At 69.7% G+C, this 17,570-nt stretch carries 16 protein-coding genes and 1 pseudogene; 7 read left to right on the top strand and 10 right to left on the bottom strand.

Features of this window, described 5'->3' with window-relative positions; translation table 11 throughout:
• Positions 1–209: 209 nt before the first annotated feature.
• Complete coding sequence (locus JWN68_RS00710; protein WP_297733210.1) at positions 210–569, bottom strand: LysM peptidoglycan-binding domain-containing protein; 360 nt, start codon at positions 567–569, stop codon at positions 210–212.
• A gap of 289 nt (positions 570–858) precedes the next feature.
• Here JWN68_RS00710 and lexA point away from each other — a divergent pair.
• Together lexA and JWN68_RS00700 are read left to right on the top strand one after the other, a co-directional pair.
• Positions 859–1,587 (top strand): annotated as a pseudogene (gene lexA / locus JWN68_RS00705) (transcriptional repressor LexA).
• Positions 1,588–1,681: 94 nt separating this feature from the next.
• Positions 1,682–2,569: a phosphatase PAP2 family protein gene (locus tag JWN68_RS00700; protein ID WP_297733207.1), complete on the top strand. Its 888-nt coding sequence runs from the start codon at positions 1,682–1,684 to the stop codon at positions 2,567–2,569.
• Here the strand turns inward: JWN68_RS00700 and JWN68_RS00695 are convergent.
• The 8 genes from JWN68_RS00695 to miaA form a co-directional block, all read right to left on the bottom strand.
• On the bottom strand, positions 2,487–4,463 hold the full coding sequence (locus JWN68_RS00695; RefSeq protein WP_297733203.1) for an ATP-dependent DNA helicase: 1,977 nt from the start codon (positions 4,461–4,463) through the stop codon (positions 2,487–2,489). The genes JWN68_RS00700 and JWN68_RS00695 overlap by 83 nt on opposite strands.
• Positions 4,464–4,514: 51 nt before the next feature.
• The gene (secD, locus tag JWN68_RS00690; RefSeq protein WP_297733200.1) at positions 4,515–6,785 is read right to left on the bottom strand and encodes a protein translocase subunit SecD; all 2,271 of its coding nucleotides are present in this window, start codon (positions 6,783–6,785) and stop codon (positions 4,515–4,517) included.
• A 52-nt stretch (positions 6,786–6,837) separates the two neighbouring features.
• Positions 6,838–8,319, bottom strand: coding sequence for a GTPase HflX (hflX, locus tag JWN68_RS00685; RefSeq protein ID WP_297733197.1), 1,482 nt, complete (start codon positions 8,317–8,319; stop codon positions 6,838–6,840).
• Between the two features lie 205 nt (positions 8,320–8,524).
• Positions 8,525–9,301, bottom strand: a complete 777-nt coding sequence (locus JWN68_RS00680; RefSeq protein WP_297733194.1) for an SDR family NAD(P)-dependent oxidoreductase — start codon at positions 9,299–9,301, stop codon at positions 8,525–8,527.
• Between the two features lie 35 nt (positions 9,302–9,336).
• Entirely contained in the window at positions 9,337–10,122 is a 786-nt protein-coding gene (dapF, locus tag JWN68_RS00675) for a diaminopimelate epimerase (protein ID WP_297733191.1), read from the bottom strand.
• Positions 10,119–10,652 (bottom strand): dihydrofolate reductase family protein, encoded by a 534-nt coding sequence (locus JWN68_RS00670; protein WP_297733188.1) that lies wholly within the window; start codon positions 10,650–10,652, stop codon positions 10,119–10,121. Before JWN68_RS00670 ends, dapF begins: the two co-directional genes overlap by 4 nt.
• A 6-nt stretch (positions 10,653–10,658) precedes the next feature.
• Positions 10,659–12,500, bottom strand: coding sequence for a gamma-glutamyltransferase (gene ggt, locus JWN68_RS00665; RefSeq protein ID WP_297733185.1), 1,842 nt, complete (start codon positions 12,498–12,500; stop codon positions 10,659–10,661).
• A gap of 18 nt (positions 12,501–12,518) precedes the next feature.
• A complete protein-coding gene (miaA, locus tag JWN68_RS00660; protein WP_297733182.1) occupies positions 12,519–13,472 on the bottom strand; it encodes a tRNA (adenosine(37)-N6)-dimethylallyltransferase MiaA in 954 nt (317 codons plus the stop codon).
• 62 nt (positions 13,473–13,534) lie between these two features.
• On the opposite strand from miaA, the gene JWN68_RS00655 reads away from it, so the two are divergent.
• The 4 genes from JWN68_RS00655 to JWN68_RS00640 all read left to right on the top strand — a co-directional run bounded on the left by JWN68_RS00655 (position 13,535) and on the right by JWN68_RS00640 (position 15,616).
• Positions 13,535–13,729: a hypothetical protein gene (locus JWN68_RS00655; RefSeq protein ID WP_297733179.1), complete on the top strand. Its 195-nt coding sequence runs from the start codon at positions 13,535–13,537 to the stop codon at positions 13,727–13,729.
• 21 nt (positions 13,730–13,750) lie between these two features.
• A complete protein-coding gene (locus JWN68_RS00650; RefSeq protein ID WP_297733176.1) occupies positions 13,751–14,209 on the top strand; it encodes an NUDIX domain-containing protein in 459 nt (152 codons plus the stop codon).
• Between the two features lie 14 nt (positions 14,210–14,223).
• Entirely contained in the window at positions 14,224–14,514 is a 291-nt protein-coding gene (locus tag JWN68_RS00645; protein ID WP_297733174.1) for a hypothetical protein, read from the top strand.
• A 118-nt stretch (positions 14,515–14,632) separates the two neighbouring features.
• Complete coding sequence (locus tag JWN68_RS00640; RefSeq protein WP_297733171.1) at positions 14,633–15,616, top strand: hypothetical protein; 984 nt, start codon at positions 14,633–14,635, stop codon at positions 15,614–15,616.
• A 25-nt stretch (positions 15,617–15,641) separates the two neighbouring features.
• Here the strand turns inward: JWN68_RS00640 and miaB are convergent, their stop codons facing one another.
• Complete coding sequence (miaB, locus tag JWN68_RS00635; protein ID WP_297733168.1) at positions 15,642–17,156, bottom strand: tRNA (N6-isopentenyl adenosine(37)-C2)-methylthiotransferase MiaB; 1,515 nt, start codon at positions 17,154–17,156, stop codon at positions 15,642–15,644.
• Positions 17,157–17,270: 114 nt separating this feature from the next.
• Between miaB and JWN68_RS00630 the strand changes: the two genes are divergently transcribed.
• A partial coding sequence (locus tag JWN68_RS00630) for an ATP-binding cassette domain-containing protein (RefSeq protein WP_297733165.1) occupies positions 17,271–17,570 on the top strand: 300 nt, incomplete at its 3' end.

Here is a 17,570-nt window from a genome sequence, read left to right as displayed (position 1 = left end):
AGGTGTGGCTTCGGTGTCACCCAGCGACACCAAAGCCACAGTCAAGGGGGTCCGAGTGGGACGCCGGCGAACAGGCAGCGGAGATGCAGCGAGGGGCGGGCCCACCGAAGTGGAGATGCAGCGAGGGGCGGGCCCACCGAAGTGGACCCGCCCCTCGTCTTCCCCAATCCGCCAGCCGGGGTCGAGTCGACTGGCGGAGGCTTGTGCGGTCAGTCGTCGCTGACCGGGACGCGGAGCTTCTGGCCCGCGGAGAGGGCGACGGAGTCGAGGGCGTTGAGGCGCTCGATCTCGGCCATGGTGGAGCGGACGTCGCCGTCGGTGTTGATCTCGGCGGCGATCCCCCACAGGGTGTCGCCGGTGCCGACCATCACGATCTCGGTCGGCTCGGGCTGACCCGCCGACTCGGAGCCGACGGCCACGGAGCCGAGGAACAAGGCAGCGAGCAGGAGGAGGGCGAGCGCCGCCAGGAAGACGACGATCCGACCCCGGCGCGTGAGCCGCACGCTAGGACGGGTCACGCGGATCGAGCTCGGGGCGGTGAAAGCGGGGGAAATGCTGAGGGTGCTCATGTTGGCCTCCTGGGGAAGATCAGCCGGTCGTGGTGTCGATCTCTGTCTAGACGGAGCCACCGACAATGGGCGGTGGGTCGAAGAGACGTTCGATCGAACGTGTGTACGACGGTAGAGCATATGTTCGAACGATGCAACAATCGGAGCGAACAATTGTTTGAGCCGGTTTCGGGGGGGCGAACGGGCCAATGCGCGGCCAGAACGAGGCCGACACGCCTTCGAACAAATGTTTGAACAACCGCGTCGCTATCGCTACGTTGAGTCCAGTCGATCAGCAGGAGGCGCCGCCATGGCGAAGAAGCAAGCACCAGACGCCAAGGTCCTGGCGATGCCCGACGGGCCGCCGGACGCCACAGGCCTGACGCCGCGCCAACAACGCGTGCTGGCCACCATCAAGGACTCCATCGAGAACCGCGGCTATCCGCCGAGCATGCGCGAGATCGGCACCGCGGTCGGGCTCACCAGCTCCTCCAGCGTGGCCCACCAGCTCAAGACGCTCGAGGAGAAGGGCTTCCTCAAGCGCGACCCCAACCGCCCCCGCGCGCTCGAAGTCTTCCTGCCCGAGGTGATGGCGGCTCGCCGCTCGATGTCGAGCGCGGAGGAGACCTCCTACGACGAGACCGACATCGGCAACAGCGCTCCCCCGGCGACCTACGTCCCGATGGTCGGCCGCATCGCCGCCGGCGGGCCGATCCTGGCCGAGGAACGGATCGAAGAGGTCTTCCCGCTGCCCAAGTCGCTCGTCGGCGACGGCACCCTGTTCATGCTCGAGGTCTCCGGCGTCTAGATGATCGACGCCGCGATCTGCAACGGCGACTACGTGGTGATCCGCCAGGAGCAGACCGCCAGCAACGGCGACATCGTCGCTGCGCTGATCGACGGGGAGGCCACCGTCAAGACGTTCCAGCGCAAGGACGGGCACGTGTGGCTGCTCCCGCACAACGCCGCCTACGACCCGATCGACGGCACGCACGCCACGATCCTCGGCAAGGTCACGGCGGTCCTGCGCCGCCTGTGACTCAGGGTCTCCCCTGAGACCGCCTCAGCAGTCTCAGGGGAGCGCCCCCTAATTCCCTGATGCGGCGCGAGCAGGGAGACGCTGGAATGGACCTGTGACCACACTCCTGCCTGCGCCGGCCCTCTCGACCGACACCACGGCAAGCACGCGGACCCTCAGCGGGTGGCGAGAGCTCGGCTTCCTCGCGCTGCTGTACGTCGCCTACGCGGTCTCCCGCGTCTTCGCGGACGACTCCATGGCGCCCGCGCGTGAGCGAGCCTTCCGCATCCACTCCCTCGAGGACTCGATGCTGCTGGACGTCGAGCAGGCGGTCACCTCCTGGTTCGTCGACCACGACGCAGCCGGGCTGATGGCGGCGTACTACTACGCCAGCGCCCATTACCTCGTCACCGCGATCGTACTGGTGGGGCTCTTCCTCGGCCGCAAGGGCGCCTACGCGCGGGCCCGACAGACCCTCGTCGCCAGCACCCTGGTGGCCCTGATCGGTTACCTGCTGGTGCCGACCGCGCCTCCCAGGCTCGTGCGGTTCCCCGACCTGATGGCAATGCACGCCGCTCAGGGCTGGTGGGGCGAGGCCGCATCGGCGCCCCAAGGAATGGGCTGGATGACCAACCAGCTGGCTGCGTTGCCCAGCATGCACGCCGGCTGGGCACTCTGGGTGGCCCTCGCCCTCACGGCCGCGACCGGCAACCGCGCCTTGCGTGCGGCGGGCTGGGCGCACGCCGTCATCACGGTCGTCGTGGTCATCGGCACCGGCAACCACTGGCTGCTCGACGTCGTCGCCGGGTGGGCCATCGTGCTTGTGGTCTGGCGCATGCTGGCACTCGCGGCTCACGGAGGGCTGCGACACCAAGGCAGACCTCGCTCCTGCCGCGCCTGCGCTGAGTCGCGGGCCTCGCTCAGCCCGCGGCAAGACGCGCGAGCGCGTTGCGCACAAGGGCGCCGTCGGTCGTCGTCCACATCGGCGGCAGCGAGGCTTTGAGGAAGCCGCCGTAGCGGGCGGTGGCCAGGCGCGGGTCGAGCACGGCGACGACGCCACGGTCGGTCGTCGTCCGGATCAGTCGCCCCGAGCCCTGGGCCAACAGGAGAGCGGCGTGCGTGGCGGCGATCTGCATGAAGCCGTTGCCACCGGCCCGGTCGGCGGCCTTCTGGCGCGCCGACATCAGCGGTTCGTCGGGCCGCGGGAAGGGGATCCGGTCGATCAGGACCAGCTGGCAGGTCTCCCCCGGCACGTCCAACCCCTGCCACAGCGACAGCGTGCCGAAGAGGCAGGTGTGCGGGTCGTCGACGAACTGCTTGGCGAGCTCGGGCAGCTGGGCGTCGCCCTGGGCCAGCGTCGTGAGGTGCGGCAGCCGCTCCCGGACGACCTCGGCGGCCGCCTCCGCAGCACGGCGCGACGAGAACAACCCGAGGGTGCGCCCGCCGGCGGCATCCACCAGCTCGCAGATCTCGTCGAGCTGGGCCTTCACGAGGCCGTCGCGGCCCGGCGGGGGCAGGTGGCGGGCGACGTACAGGATCGCCTGCTGGCCGTAGTCGAACGGTGACCCCACGTCGAGCCCGCGCCACGGGAGGACGTCCTGGGTGCGCGACGGCGCGTCACGCTCGGTGGGCTTGAGGCCCAGCGAGGTGGCGACGGCGTTGAAGTCACCGCCGAGCATCAGGGTGGCGCTGGTGAAGACGACGGTCTTGTCGGACAGCAGCTTGTCGCGCATCGGACCCCAGACCTGGAGCGGTGCGACGTGCAGCCGCGCGGGGATGCGGTCGCGCGCCTCGTTGAGCCAGAGCACGTCGCTCTCGAGGTTGGCAGCCATCCGCTCGGCGTTGACGAAGACCTCCTGCACCATCCCCTTGGCCTGGGTGCGCCCGGCGTCGCCGTCTGCCGTCGTGGTGTCCTTGGGGTAGGCCGAGAGGCACCTGCGGGCCGCGTCGCGCACGAGGGCGAGCGATTCGGCGAGCTGGTCGGAGGGGCGCTCGATCCGGCCGGGTGAGGTGGCCTCGATCGCCTCGGCCAGCGAGTCGGCCGCCTCGCCCAGCGAATCGGCGGACTCGTCCTCGACCCAGCGCTGCGAGCGCCGCGCGGCGCGCTCGATGTCGTTGACCGCGAGCTCGTCGGTGGCTGCCTGCGTCACCCGGGCGGTCAGCTCGTGGGCCTCGTCGATCACGACGGCGTCGTAGTCAGGGATCATCGGCACCCCCTCGATCGCGTCGATCGCGAGCAGGGAGTGGTTGGTGATGATGAGGTGCGAGCGCTGGGCCTTCTCCCGCGCCCGCTCCGCGAAGCATTCGGTCGCGAAGGGACACTTCGTGGCACCCAGGCACTCGCGGTGGTTGACGCTGACCTGGCGCCACTCGCGGTCGGTGTGCCGGGGTGCGTTGTCGCGCTCGCCGCTGCCGCTGGCCTCGCTCTCCTTCTCCGCCCACGCCCGCAGCTCGAGCACCTTCTCGGCCATCGACCCGACCGGCGCCTCGACCAGCGCTCCCTGCTCGTCAGGGACGCCCTCTCGGATGCGGTGCAGGCAGGCGTAGTTGCCCCGGCCCTTAAGCACGGCGTAGGACGCATCGACCTGGTCGCCGATCGCCTCGACCAGCCTCGGGATGTCGCGTTCGACGAGCTGGTGCTGAAGGGCGAGCGTCGCGGTGGCCACCACCACACGATCGTGGTGGAGCAGGCTCGGGACGAGGTAGGCCAGCGACTTGCCAGTGCCGGTGCCGGCCTGGACGAGGAGGTGCTGCTGGTCGCCGAGCGCCTTGGAGACGGCCTCGGCCATCTCGATCTGGCCGGTGCGTTCCTGGCCGCCGAGCGCCGTCACCGCGGCAGCGAGCACCCCGGTGACGTCGGGAGCGCGTCGCTCGGTCTGCTCGGCAGTGTCAGGCACCCGAGCACCCTACGGGCGCGCACCGACAGTGCGGCGTACGCATGCAGACGCTCAGATCACGGCCCCGGAGTCCTCGGGGGTCCGCACGACCTTCTCGCGCTTCGCCCTGCTCATCGGCCACTTCTCCTGGAAGTAGGTGAGCATCGGGGTGGCGGTGAAGACCGAGGAGTAGGTGCCGACCACGAGGCCGATCAGGAGCGCGATCGCGAAGTCGCGCAGCGAGTCCCCGCCGAGGAAGGCCAGCGCGGCCAGGATGAACATCGTGCCGAGACCGGTGTTGACCGTGCGCGGCATCGTCTCGATGGCGGCCCGGTTGGCCATCTCGCTGAAGGTGTCATCGGGGCGGGAGGCGAACCAGCGTTCGCGGATCCGGTCGAAGACGACCACGGTGTCGTTGACCGACAAACCGATGATGGTCATCGCGGCAGCGAGGAAGATGCCGTCGATCGGCTTCTGGAGCCAGGCGAAGATGCCGACGACCAGGATGACGTCGTGGGCCATCGCGACGACGGCCGAGACGCCGAAGGTCCACTTGAAGCGGACGGCGAGATAGAGCAGCTGTGCGAGCAGCGCGATCCCGAAGGCGATGAGGGCCTTGTTGCGGAGCTCGTTGCCGAGGGAGGCGCCGATCGACTGGTCGTCCTCAAGGGTGACGTCGCCACCGATCTCGGCGAGGGCGCCCTGGATCTTCTGCTCGTCCTCGGTGGTGATCTCGCCCGTACGCACGGTGAAGTCGGCGGTGTCAGCGCCCTGCACGACGGCCTGGGTGAAGCCGGCGTCACTGATCGCGGCACGCGCCTCCTCGACCGAGACCTCCTCGGTGACCGAGTAGTCGAGCTGGCGGCCACCGGTGAACTCGACGCCGAGGTTGAGGCCGTTGAGGGCGATGCCGGTGATCGCGAAGATGAGCGCGACGGCCGAGACGCCGAGCCACCTGCCCCGCATGCCCATGATGTCGAAGTTGGAGCGGTCGAGCCACTCACGGACCCGGCCGACATTGCCGAGACCGCTGAGCCCCCGACGGCTCTCGACGGCCTTGCTCGAGACGCTCATCTCGGCGAGCACCCGGGCGATGACCAGCGCCGAGATCATCGAGGCGATGACACCGATCGACAGGGTCACGCCGAAACCCTTGATCGGGCCGGAGCCGAGCAGGAACAGCAGCGCGGCTGCGAGCAGGGTGGTGACGTTGGAGTCGAGGATGGCCGACCACGCCTTGTTGAAGCCGACCACCAGGGCGCGCCGGAGCCCGGCCGAGGGGTAGGCCGCGTATTCCTCCCGCGCGCGCTCGAAGACCAGCACGTTGGCGTCGATCGCCATGCCGATCGCGAGCACGAAGCCGGCGAGGCCGGGCAGGGTCAGGGTGGAGTCAAGCGCGAGCAGCATGGCGTAGGCCAGCAGGGCGTAGGAGGTCAGCGCCAGCGTCGCCATGGCGCCGACCAGCCGGTAGACGAACATGATGAAGAGGCCGGTGAGGATCAGGCCGATGATCCCGGCCTCGATGGAGGCGTCGATCGCCTCGGCACCGAGGGTCGGCCCGACGAGCCGCTCCGAGATGGCTTCGAGCTCGAGCGGGAGCGCGCCCCCCTCGATCAGGGTCGACAGCTCGGTCGCGTACTTCTGGTTGAAGTCCCCGGTGATGTCGGTGGTGTCCCTGATGTCCGCGCCACAGGGCACCTGGACCGAGGGGCTGGAGATGATCTTGTTGTCGAGCACGATCGCGATGCGCTTCTTGTCGCCCTGTGCGCAGGCCGCCTCCCCCGACAGCTTGCCGAAGGCTTCCGAGCCGGTGCCGTTGAAGTCCACCCGCACGGCCCAGCCGAGGCCCTCGGGCTGGACGGCCGAGGCGCCGGTGATCTGGTCACCCTGCAGGACCACGGGTCCCACCTCGAGGAAGGTCCCGTCCTCGTCCGGCAGGATCAGGTTGTCCTTCTTGCTCGGCTCGGCGTCGGCGCTGGCCGCCGCGGCGATCACCGGGTGGACGCTCAGCTGCGCCGTCTGCCCGATCTGGTCCCTCGCGTCGTCACGCTCTTCGGGAGTGTTGACGCCGGGCAGCTCGACCAGGATCCGGTCGTCGCCCTGGCGGACGAGCGTCGACTCGGCGACGCCGAGCCGGTCGACGCGCCCGCGGAGCACCTCGACCGTCTTGTCGACGTTGTCGGAGGTCGCCTCGGTGGTCTCGGTGTCCTTGGCCTGGAAGACGAACTGCGCGCCGCCTCGCAGGTCGAGCCCCAGGTTGGGCTTCTGGTTCAGTGCGAGGGCGAGACAGCCGCCGAGCAGACCGAGAACGAGCAGGAAACGAACGACGGCACCGCGTGACATGCGCGCCATCCTCCCCCAGAGGGCCCGAGGGCCCCAATTGGGGTGGTTCGCCTCACACCGGGTAGGCCTCCAGCTCACTCGCGAGGTCCGCGTTGGCGCGCCCCTTCACCACAGTGCCGTCGCCGGTGTGCTCCATCGAGGCGATCTCGCCCTGCTGGTGCAGCCGGTTGAGCAGGTCTCCGCGCTCGTACGGCAGCAGGGCCTCGAACTCCACGCTCGGGCGCGGCAGCTCTGCCTCGATCGCCGCGATCATGTCCTCGATGCCCTCGCCGGTGCGGGCGCTGACCACCACGGTGTGCGGCTCGCGGGCCCGTAGACGGGCGATGACCATCGGGTCGGCGGCGTCGGCCTTGTTGATCACCACCAGCTCGGGGACCTTGGAGGCGTGGATCTCGGCCAGGACCTCGCGGACGGCGGCCAGCTGGCCCTCCGGGTCGGGGTGCGAGCCGTCGACGACGTGCAGGATCAGGTCGGAGTCGGCGACCTCCTCCAGCGTGGACCGGAACGCCTCAACGAGCTGGTGGGGCAGGTGCCGGACGAAGCCCACGGTGTCGGACACCGTGTAGATGCGGCCGTCCCTGGTCGTCGTACGGCGCGTGGTGGGATCGAGCGTCGCGAACAGCGAGTCCTCGACGAGCACCCCCGCGTCGGTGAGGCGGTTGAGCAGCGATGACTTGCCGGCGTTGGTGTAGCCGGCAATCGAGACGCTGGGGATGTGGTTGCGCTGGCGTTCCTGGCGCTTGGTCTCGCGGGTGCCCTTGAGGTCCTTGAGCTCGCGCCGGAGCTTGGCGATCTTGGTGTTGATCCGCCGCCGGTCGGTCTCGATCTTGGTCTCACCGGGGCCGCGGCCACCGATGCCCTCGCCGCCGGACACGCGGCCACCGGCCTGCCGGGAGAGGTTGCCACCCCAGCCGCGCAGGCGCTGCTTCATGTAGTTGAGCTGGGCGAGCTCGACCTGGGCCTGGCCCTCCTTCGACTTCGCGTGCTGGGCGAAGATGTCGAGGATCAGCCCGGTGCGGTCGATCGCCTTGACCTTGAGCTTGTCCTCGAGGTTGCGCAGCTGGCTGGGCGCCAGGTCGCCGTCGAGGATCACCGTGTCGGCTCCCGACGCCTGGACGATCTCGAACAGCCCGTCCACCTTGCCGCGGCCGATGAAGGTCGCGGGGTCGGGGGTCTGCCGGCGTTGGTAGATCGCGTCGAGGACCTCCGAGCCGGCCGTCTCGGCGAGCAGTGCGAGCTCGGCCATGGAGTTCTCGGCGTCCTGCACGGTGCCGGAGGTCCACACCCCGACGAGGATGACCTTCTCCAGCCGGAGCTGGCGGTACTCGACCTCGGTGATGTCCTCGAGCTCGGTGCGCAGCCCGGCGACGCGCCGCAGGGCGTGGCGCTCGGCGAGGTCCTGCTCGCCGGTGGTGAGCTCCTCGATCTCCTCGGGGTCGGGCCCGTCGGGCGAGACCAGGTCGATCGCGTCGTCGTCCCAGTCGTCGGTGGCGTCGAGGGACTCGGCGAGGTTGAAGTCAGGTGCGTTCGTCATATGCCTGCGAGTTTAGGCTGCTGTCGAGCACCTGCCCAGCGGTTAAGCGGGATACCACCCTTCTGACGGTCCTAGGCTTGTGCGCACCGCGCCCCGAAGGAGAACGGCGAGGCGCCGAGACGACAGAGCTGCTCGACGGCTCCACGGTCCACGCAGAGCGGGTCGACCTGATCCTCGCCGGACGTCCCACGGATCAGGGAGTTCGTTACTTCGGGGGCATCCTGATGCCGCCGTCGACGCGGATCGTCTCGCCGTTCATGTAGGAGTTGGTGAGGCACTCCACGACCATGCTGGCCAGTTCTTCGGCGTGACCGAGGCGCTTCGGGAAGAGCACCGACTCGCCCAGCTTGGCCTTGAAGGCCTCCGGGTCCGGGAAGGCGTCGTAGATGGGGGTGTCGACCAGCCCGGGCGCGACCGTGTTGAGCCGGATGCCGGCGGCCGACAGGTCACGCGCGACGGGCAGCGTCATGCCCACCACCCCGCCCTTGGACGCGGAGTAGGACGACTGGCCGATCTGCCCGTCAAAGGCCGCGACCGAGGCCAGGTTGACGATCGCGCCGCGCTGGCCGTCGGCGTCGGGCTCGTTGCGGGACATCACCGTGGCGGCCTGCCTGGTCATGTCGAAGGTGCCGATGAGGTTGATCTCGACCACGCGACGGAACGCGTCGAGGTCGTGCGCCGAGGCCAGCTCACCGTCGCGCCCGATCGTGCGTTGCGCCCAGCCGATGCCGGCGGAGTTGACGCAGGCGCGCAGCGGAGCGATGTCGGCGGCGGCCTGGACGGCACCGGCGATCTGCTCGGTCTTCGTCACGTCGACGCGCGCGAACACGCCCTTGATCTCGTCGGCCAGCGCCTCGCCCTGCTCGGCGTTGATGTCGGCGACGACGACGACCGCGCCGCGGGCGGCGAGGGCGCGGGCGACAGCGGCACCGATGCCGCTGGCGCCTCCGGTGACGATGGCTGTGGCTCCGGTGATGTCCATGGCCGGATCCTAGATCCCGCCCGGACAGGGCCGACTCAGAGGTCGGTGGTGCCCTCGGCGACGAGCACAGCAGGACCCGTCATCAGCATCCGGTGGTCCTCGGTCCAGGTGATCTCGAGGCTGCCGCCCGGTACGTCGACGCGATAGGTCGTCCCGCGAGGAGCGTCGTCCGCCAGTGCCGAGGCGACCATCACGGCGCAGGCGCCGGTACCGCAGGAGCGGGTCTCGCCGGATCCCCGTTCGTGGACGCGCATGGCGACGTGGTGTGGCCCTCGGCGTACGACGAACTCGACGTTGACGCCGTCGGGATAGACCGCGCGGTCGAAGTCGGGCTCCTCGAGCAACGTGCCGGCCACGTCGAGGGAGTCGACGAAGGCCACGGCGTGGGGGTTGCCGGTCGAGACGTGCAGCGCCGGGTGGCTGACGCCCTCGACGCCGACCTTCGTCATCGCGAAGACCTCCGGCGAGCCCATGTCGACGGTGAAGGCATCGCCCTCGCGGGTGATGGTCCTGACCCCGTCGCGCGAGGCGACCTCGAGCGGCGACGACTCGCCCTCGTGCTCGAGGAGGTAGCGGGCGAAGACGCGGATGCCGTTGCCGCACATCTCGCTGATGGAGCCGTCGGCGTTGCGGTAGTCCATGAACCACCTGTCGTCGCGCCGCACCGCGCGCAGCACGCCGTCCCCACCGATCCCCGAGCGGCGGTCGCACAGCGCCCGCACCCGTTCGGCCGAGAGGTCGCCGTGGACCGAGCCGTCGGCGTCGGGCAGCAGCACGAAGTCGTTCTCGGTGCCGTGGCCCTTGAGGAAGCGGTAGGTCACCCCTCCAGTGTCGCAGGCTTCACCACGCTGTGGCGGACGCAGGCGAAGTCACGGTTGCGGGCCACCTCCTCCAACCTCAGCTCGACGTGCCGTGGCAGGACCGGCATCCCGGCACCCAGGGTCACCGGGGCAAACTGCACCCACACCTCGTCGAGCAGTCCCCGGTCGTGGAACTGCCCCACCGGGTCGCCGCCCCCGACCAGCCAGACGTCCTTGTCGCCCGCCTTGTCGACCGCCTCGGCGTGCACCTGCTCGACCGTCTCGTCGGTGAACGTCACTGCACTCATCGGATCGAAGCGGCGATGGGTGAGGACGTACGTCGGCAGGTCGCCCCACGGGTCGTCGTCATGGTCGACGATCCACTGCCACGTCGTGGCGCCCATGATGCAGGCGCCGATGCGCTCCCCGAAGCTCGGGTAGCTCATCGGCCCTGCCTGGTCGATGTCGCGGGACAACAACCAGTCGAGGGAGTGGTCGGTGGTGGCGATGAACCCGTCGAGCGAGCAGCCCGTGTAGTAGATCGCCACCACGACCGACTACCTCGGGCTGACCACGCGCGCCGAGCCGCCGCCACGTCGGACCGGCTCCGAGACGGCCGTGAGCTTCCGGCCCGGACCGAACTCGATCGCCGTCGCGGCGCCGATCTGCGAGGCGCTGGTGAACGCATCGCCGGCCGGCACGAACGTGTGACCCCGGTCGGTCAGCACCGGACCGTAGGCGGTGATGAACTCCGGCTCGGCGGTCACGTTGGCGGTGTTGCGCGGAGCCGCTCGCGGAGCCGCGATGGCCTGCTCGATCGTCATGCCCAGGTCGATCCGGTTGACGATCATCTGCAGCACCGTGGTGATGATCGTCGAGCCACCGGGCGAGCCGAGGGCCAGGAACGGCTTGCCGTTCTCGAGCACGATCGTCGGGCTCATCGAGGAGCGCGGCCGCTTGCCCGGCTGGATCCGGTTGGGGTCGGCCTCGTTGTAGACGGTCGAGAAGTCGGTCAGCTCGTTGTTGAGGAGGAAGCCGTGGCGGGGGACCACCATCCCGGAGCCACCGGTCTGCTCGATGGTCAGGGTGTATTCCGCGACGTTGCCCCACGTGTCGGCCACCGTGAGGTTGGTCGTGGAGATGTTCTCCGTGTCGGTGTCGACCGTGCCGCGCGCGGCAGGCGCCGGGCACACGCCGTCGTACGCCGAGGCGTCACCAGCAGCGACCGGCTTCACCGATGCCTTGTCGGGGTCGATGTTGCAGGCCCGCTCGGCGGCGTACTTGTCGCTCAGGAGAGTCCGCAGCGGCACGTCCACGACTCGGGGATCGCCGACGTACTTGGCACGGTCGGCGAAGGCCAGGGCGCCGGCCTCCAGGTAGGTGTGCAGCACCTGCTCGGGCGTCTTCGCGCTGAGGTCGGTGCGCTCCATGATGTTCAGCGCCTCACCCACCGTGGAGCCGCCGCTGGAGGACGGCGCCATCCCGTAGATGTCGTAGCCGCGGTAGGAGATCTTCGTCGGCGACTGGTTGCGCACCTTGTACGTCGAGAGGTCCTTGCGCGAGAGGTAGCCGGACGGCACCGGGAGGTCGGTGCCCTGCGTGGTCCGCGGGTTGCGGACGACGTCGACCATCAGCTTGGCGAGCTTGCCGCGGTAGAAGGCCCGCAGCCCGCGCTCGCCGAGGTCGGCGTAGGTGGCCGCGAGCTCGGGGTTGCGGAAGATCGTGCCGACCTCCGGAGCGTCGCCTCCGGGCAGGAACAGCTTCCTGGTCGCGCGGTAGGCCTCGAACCGCTCCTGGTTGTCGAGGGTCTGTTGGTGGAACGTCTCGTCCACCACGAACCCGCGGGTGGCGACCTTGATCGCCGGCTTCAACGCCTGCGCCATGGTCAGCGTGCCCCACCGCTTCAGGACGCGGTGCCAGGTGGCCGGGGTACCGGGGGTGCCGACGCTGACGCCACTGGTGACGAGCTCAGGGGTGAAGTTGTAGGGCTTGCCCGTCGCGGGGTCGATGAAGGCGTCGGTGGGCATGTTCCTCGGCGCCGTCTCCCGACCGTCGACGGTGGCGACCTTGCCCGTTGCCGCGTTGTAGTAGACGAAGTAGCCGCCGCCACCGATGCCGGCGCTATAGGGCTCGGTCACCCCCAGCGTGGCTGCCGCGGCGATCGCCGCGTCGGCCGCGTTGCCACCCTTCTTCAACACCCGCAGAGCCGCTGCACTCGCCTCCGGGTCGACCGTCGAGACGGCGCCGCCCTTGCCGACCGCGGTCGGGATCTTCGCGGTGGGACGAGCAGCCGGCTCGCCCGTCGACTCCTCGGCTGATCCGGGGGGTGCCGCCACCAGGAATCCGGCGACGAGGGCCGAGGTGGCCGCAGCACTGGTCAGGACAGGGGTGACGCGCATGTGGACCTCCCGGAAGGATCAGTTGGGTCCACCTTGCGTCGGAGCGGGCGATCTGTCGAGGGCCGCCACCTCCCTAAGTGCTGTGTCCACGCGGTCGGGGTCGTCGAAGCGCACCCACACCACGCGGGGGTCCTTGCGGAACCAGCCGTCCTGTCGCCGGGCGAAGCGCCGGGTGGCTGCCTGGGTCCGGGCGATGGCCTCGTCCCGGGTGATCTCACCGCGCAGGTGGTCTGCCGCGTCGTGGTAGCCGATGGCCCGGCTCGCAGTACGGGCGCGCTCGAAGCGGAGGTCGAGGCGCTCGGCCTCCTCGACCAGCCCGTCGGCGTACATCTGTCTGACCCGGCTCGCGATGCGCGCGTCCAGGGTCGGCCGGTCGATGTCGACGCCGATCTGCACAGTGCGTGGGTCGGCGTACGTCGGCGTGGGGAGACTGGCGGAGTAGGGCCGGCCGGTCAGGGCGATCACCTCGAGCGCTCGAACGATCCGGCGGCCGTTCTCAGGTCCGATCTTCGCGGCCGCCTCCGGGTCGACGGCGTGGAGGCGCTGGTGCAGGGCGCCCGGACCTCCCCGTGCGAGCTCCTCCTCGAGCTCACGACGGACCGACTCGTCCGTGCCGGGGAACTCGAAGCGGTCGAGGATCGCGCGGGTGTACAGCGCACTGCCGCCCACCAGCACGGGCGCGTTGCCCCGGGCCCGGATCTCGGCGATCGCCTCGCGCGCCCAGACCTGGAAGTCGGCGACCGTCGCGGTCTCGGTCACGTCGAGACGGTCGAGGAGGTGGTGGGCGATCCCCCTGCGCTCGGTGGGTGGGAGCTTCGCGGTACCGATGTCCATACCTCGATAGACCTGCATCGCATCGGTGTTGACGATCTCGCCCCCGAGCCGCTCCGCCAGGTCCAGGCTCAGTCCGGTCTTGCCCGACGCCGTCGCCCCGACGATGGCGACGATCACGGGGTGGGACTCAGCGGACATGGTCGGTAGTGTCCCAAAGAGCCACGGCCCACCCGCGGGCCGCACCGATGACGGAGGACCACATGGGTTTCCTGGACGACGTCCTGGACAAGCAGAACGACGCGGTCGCGACCACCGAGCCGACGATCGAGCCCTCCTCCCCCGGCGAGCCGCTGCCGCCGATCGTCCCGACCGAGCCGGTCACCGAGCCCGCCCCTGCCGGCCCCGGGATCCCGACCGACCCCGGCAACCCCGCCACGGGAGGACCCCGCCCCTGACCTCGGGCTAGGTTGTCGGACGTGACGAGCTTCGTGGTGGTGCCCGCGTCCTACGTCTATCTCCTTCGCGACGATGCGACGCGCGGCCCCGAGGTGCTGCTCCAGCTGCGGTCAGGCACGACCTACATGGACGGGCACTGGGCTGCCGCTGCAGCGGGGCACGTCGAGCGGGGCGAGACGGCGTTCGCGGCAGCACAACGCGAAGCGACCGAGGAGCTCGGCATCACCGCCGTCGATCTCTGCTTCGAGTTCACGATGCAGCGCACCCAGGGCGGTGAGCCGATCGACGAGCGCGTGGACTTCTTCTTCACGGCGCGTTCCTGGACGGGCGAGCCGAGGATCGTCGAGCCCGACAAGTGTGCCGAGCTGCGCTGGTGCCTGTTGGACGACCTGCCCGACCCGGTGGTGCCGCACGAGGCCTTCGCCCTCAGCCAGCTGGGCACTCCGCACCGCTACCTGACCCACGGATTCCACACCTGACACCCGGAGGAAGCATGAACGACGACCTCGGCCCGAAGCCCGAACCCGTCATCGAGGACAAGGAGCCCAACCCCGGTGGCGCGGACGCCATCCCCGAGAACGAGTTCGACCAGAACCTCGCTCGGGACCTCAAACCTGAGGACAACCCGGCCGTCGACGACGAGCTTCCCGACGAGGTGGCGGCTCCGGACGACGAGAAGTCCCAGGCTCCCGAGGGCGACCCCGCCAACGCCGAGGCTGGGTTCTCCGACGACCCCGACGCCGGCGAAGAAGCCGAGGACGGGTCCGTCGAGCCGCCGGAGTAGCTGATGCACTGAGTGTGGGTTTGGTGTCACCTGGCGACACCGAACCCACAGTGAAGCGTTGTCCACAGGCCTGCAAAGCTCGGGACTGCACAGGCGCAGCCGAGGGAACCGTGCCCTCATGGGCGAGACGACCAGAGCATGGCCCCGCGACTGGGGCATCAGCGAGTTCCTGGATGACCAGTCGGGCGTCGTGTCCCGCATACAGCTCATCGGCGCAGGTGAGACGCCGGCGTCCATCCGGCGGCGGATCCGCCGCCGCGAGCTCGCGATCGTGCACCCCGGGGTCTACCTCGGCCACACCGGAGAGCCGACCTGGATCGAGCGTGCCTGGGCGGGGGTGCTGCACGCATGGCCGGCAGCCTTGTCCGGAGACACTGCACTCCGTGCGCACGAGGGCCCCGGGAGGAGGGGTCGAGACCTAGGCACGATCGAGGTTGCCGTTGACCTGTCGCGGACGGTGATCGCCCCACCTGGCGTACGCGTGCGCCGCATCGAGCGCCTCTCCGAACGAGCGTTGTGGAACACCGGTCCGCCCCGCCTGCGCTACGAAGACGCAGCCATCGAGGTCGCCAGCCGTGCTGCCACGGAGCTTGACACCCTCTCTACGTTGGCCGACATGGTGCAGTCGCGACGCTCGACGGCACCCCGTCTCACCGCCGAGATCGATCGCCGGACACGGATCCCACGCAGGGACTGGATGCGGGACGTCCTGACCGACATCGCCGACGGCACGTGCTCAGTCCTCGAGCACGGCTACCTCCACCGCGTGGTCCGTGGCCACGGGCTGCCGAGCGGCCAGAGGCAGGTCCGCCACGAGAGCGGCACGAGAGTCGCCTACCGAGACACCGAGCACACCAGCGGACTCATCGTCGAGCTCGACGGTCGGCTGTTTCACGACACGGCAACCCAACGCGATGCCGACATGGAACGAGACCTCGACGCATCTGTGGAGGGCAAGGAGACGGTGCGACTGGGCTGGGGTCAGGTCTTCGACCGTGCGTGCCAGACCGCCTGGAAGGTGGCCGCCCTACACCGAGCGCGCGGTTGGACGGGCCAGCCCCACCCGTGTCGTCGCACTGACTGTGGGATAGGTGTCACCTGACGACACCGAATCCACAGTGAGTGGGTCAGCCGCAGACCGGCGCGGGGGGCAACGGCGCGGGGGCGCCCACCCCCGGCATGCCGAGGCCGACTCCCCCGGGAGTGGCAGGCGACGAGGTGCGTCCCTCCCACGCGTCACCGGCCCGCGTGCGGCGTACGGCGAGAACCGGTCCGTCGGCGACGAGGTGATGTGGGGCGGCGTAGGTGATCTCGGTGGTGACCATGTCGCCGGGGCGCACGTCGGGAGCGCCAGCGGGGTTGAAGTGCACCAGCCGGCTGTCGGGTGCTCGACCGGAGAGCCGGTGCGTGGCAGCGTCCTTGCGGCCCTCCCCCTCGGCAACCATGAGCTCCACGGATCGGCCGACGAGCGCCTTGCCCTCGTCCCAGGCGATCTCGTTGACGACCTCGACCAGGCGCTGGTAACGGTCCTTGACGACCTCCGGCGGGACCTGGTCGCCCATCGTCGCGGCCGGCGTGCCGGGGCGGGGTGAGTACTGGAACGTGTAGGCGCCGGAGAAGCGGGCCTGCCGGACGACGTCCAGCGTTGCGAGGAAGTCTTCCTCGGTCTCGCCGGGGAAGCCGACGATGATGTCGGTGGTGATCGCGGCGTCGGGCATGGCTGCTCGGACGCGGTCGATGATGCCGAGGAACTTCGAGGAGCGGTAGGACCGGCGCATCGCCTTGAGCACCTGGTCCGAGCCCGACTGCAGCGGCATGTGAAGCTGGTGCATGACGTTGGGCGTCTCGGCCATGGCCTCGATCACGTCGTCGGTGAACTCGGCCGGGTGCGGCGAGGTGAAGCGCACCCGCTCGAGCCCCTCGATCGCGCCACACGAGCGGAGCAGCTTCGAGAACGCCTGCCGGTCACCGAACTCGACGCCGTAGGCGTTGACGTTCTGCCCGAGGAGGGTGATCTCGATGACGCCCTCGGCGACCAGCGCCTCGACCTCGGCGAGGATGTCGCCCGGTCGCCGGTCCTTCTCCTTGCCGCGCAGGGCAGGGACGATGCAGAACGTGCAGGTGTTGTTGCACCCCACGGAGATGGAGACCCAGGCGGCGTACGCCGAATCACGCTTGGTCGGCAGCGTCGAGGGGAAGACCGACAGCGACTCGAGGATCTCGACCTGCGCCTCCTGCTGGGAGCGCGCCCGGTCGAGCAGGGCGGGGAGCGAGCCGATGTTGTGGGTGCCGAACACGACGTCGACGTACGGCGCCTTGCGGATGATCGTCGAGCGGTCCTTCTGCGCCAAGCAACCGCCCACAGCGATCTGCATCCCCGGGTTGGCGGCCTTGATCGGGGCCAGGTGCGACAGGTTGCCGTAGAGCTTGTTGTCGGCGTTCTCGCGGACGGCGCACGTGTTGAAGACGACGACGTCAGCCAGCTCGCCCGCGGCGTGGGCGACGTAGCCGGCGTCCTCCAGCAGCCCGGTCAGGCGCTCGGAGTCGTGGACGTTCATCTGGCACCCGTAGGTGCGGACCTCGTAGGTGCGTGCTGTGCTGACGGCCGGGCTTGCGGCTGTGCTCGCGGGAGTGGCAGACATGACCACGAAAGCGTACGGCGGCGCGCTCGCCCGCCCGAATCCCCCGGGTCACGGCTCTGCAACACCCCAGTCTCGGCATGGCCCGATCGGACTATGTGCCGCTAGGGTCCCGGCATGACTGTGCTGGAGAACGAGGAACGGGCCCCGGGGACGGGAGAGCCGCTCGTCGTGCTCGACAAGGTCGAGAAATGGTTCGGGGAGCTGCACGTTCTCCAGGACATCAACCTGACCGTGCACCGCGGCGAGGTCGTCGTGGTGATCGGGCCGTCCGGGTCGGGGAAGTCGACGCTGTGCCGGGCCATCAACCGCCTCGAGACCATCGACAAGGGCTCCATCACCCTCGACGGGAAGGCGCTCCCCCAGGAGGGCAAGGCGCTCGCCGCGCTGCGCGCCGAGGTCGGGATGGTGTTCCAG

Origin of the sequence: Nocardioides sp. (genome assembly GCF_025964975.1) — a bacterium.
Classification (GTDB): domain Bacteria; phylum Actinomycetota; class Actinomycetes; order Propionibacteriales; family Nocardioidaceae; genus Nocardioides.
The sequence above is the reverse complement of the archived record's forward strand: the minus strand, read 5'-3'. Positions and strand labels throughout refer to the sequence as shown.

What these genes read in the sequence shown, in the direction of transcription:
- JWN68_RS00710 (WP_297733210.1), bottom strand. Translation starts at nt 569, where the DNA reads ATGAGCACCCTCAGCATTTCCCCCGCTTTCACCGCCCCGAGCTCGATC.
- secD (WP_297733200.1), bottom strand. Translation starts at nt 6,785, where the DNA reads ATGTCACGCGGTGCCGTCGTTCGTTTCCTGCTCGTTCTCGGTCTGCTC.
- hflX (WP_297733197.1), bottom strand. Translation starts at nt 8,319, where the DNA reads ATGACGAACGCACCTGACTTCAACCTCGCCGAGTCCCTCGACGCCACC.
- JWN68_RS00680 (WP_297733194.1), bottom strand. Translation starts at nt 9,301, where the DNA reads ATGGACATCACCGGAGCCACAGCCATCGTCACCGGAGGCGCCAGCGGC.
- ggt (WP_297733185.1), bottom strand. Translation starts at nt 12,500, where the DNA reads ATGCGCGTCACCCCTGTCCTGACCAGTGCTGCGGCCACCTCGGCCCTC.
- miaA (WP_297733182.1), bottom strand. Translation starts at nt 13,472, where the DNA reads ATGTCCGCTGAGTCCCACCCCGTGATCGTCGCCATCGTCGGGGCGACG.
- JWN68_RS00655 (WP_297733179.1), top strand. Translation starts at nt 13,535, where the DNA reads ATGGGTTTCCTGGACGACGTCCTGGACAAGCAGAACGACGCGGTCGCG.
- JWN68_RS00645 (WP_297733174.1), top strand. Translation starts at nt 14,224, where the DNA reads ATGAACGACGACCTCGGCCCGAAGCCCGAACCCGTCATCGAGGACAAG.
- JWN68_RS00640 (WP_297733171.1), top strand. Translation starts at nt 14,633, where the DNA reads ATGGGCGAGACGACCAGAGCATGGCCCCGCGACTGGGGCATCAGCGAG.
- miaB (WP_297733168.1), bottom strand. Translation starts at nt 17,156, where the DNA reads ATGTCTGCCACTCCCGCGAGCACAGCCGCAAGCCCGGCCGTCAGCACA.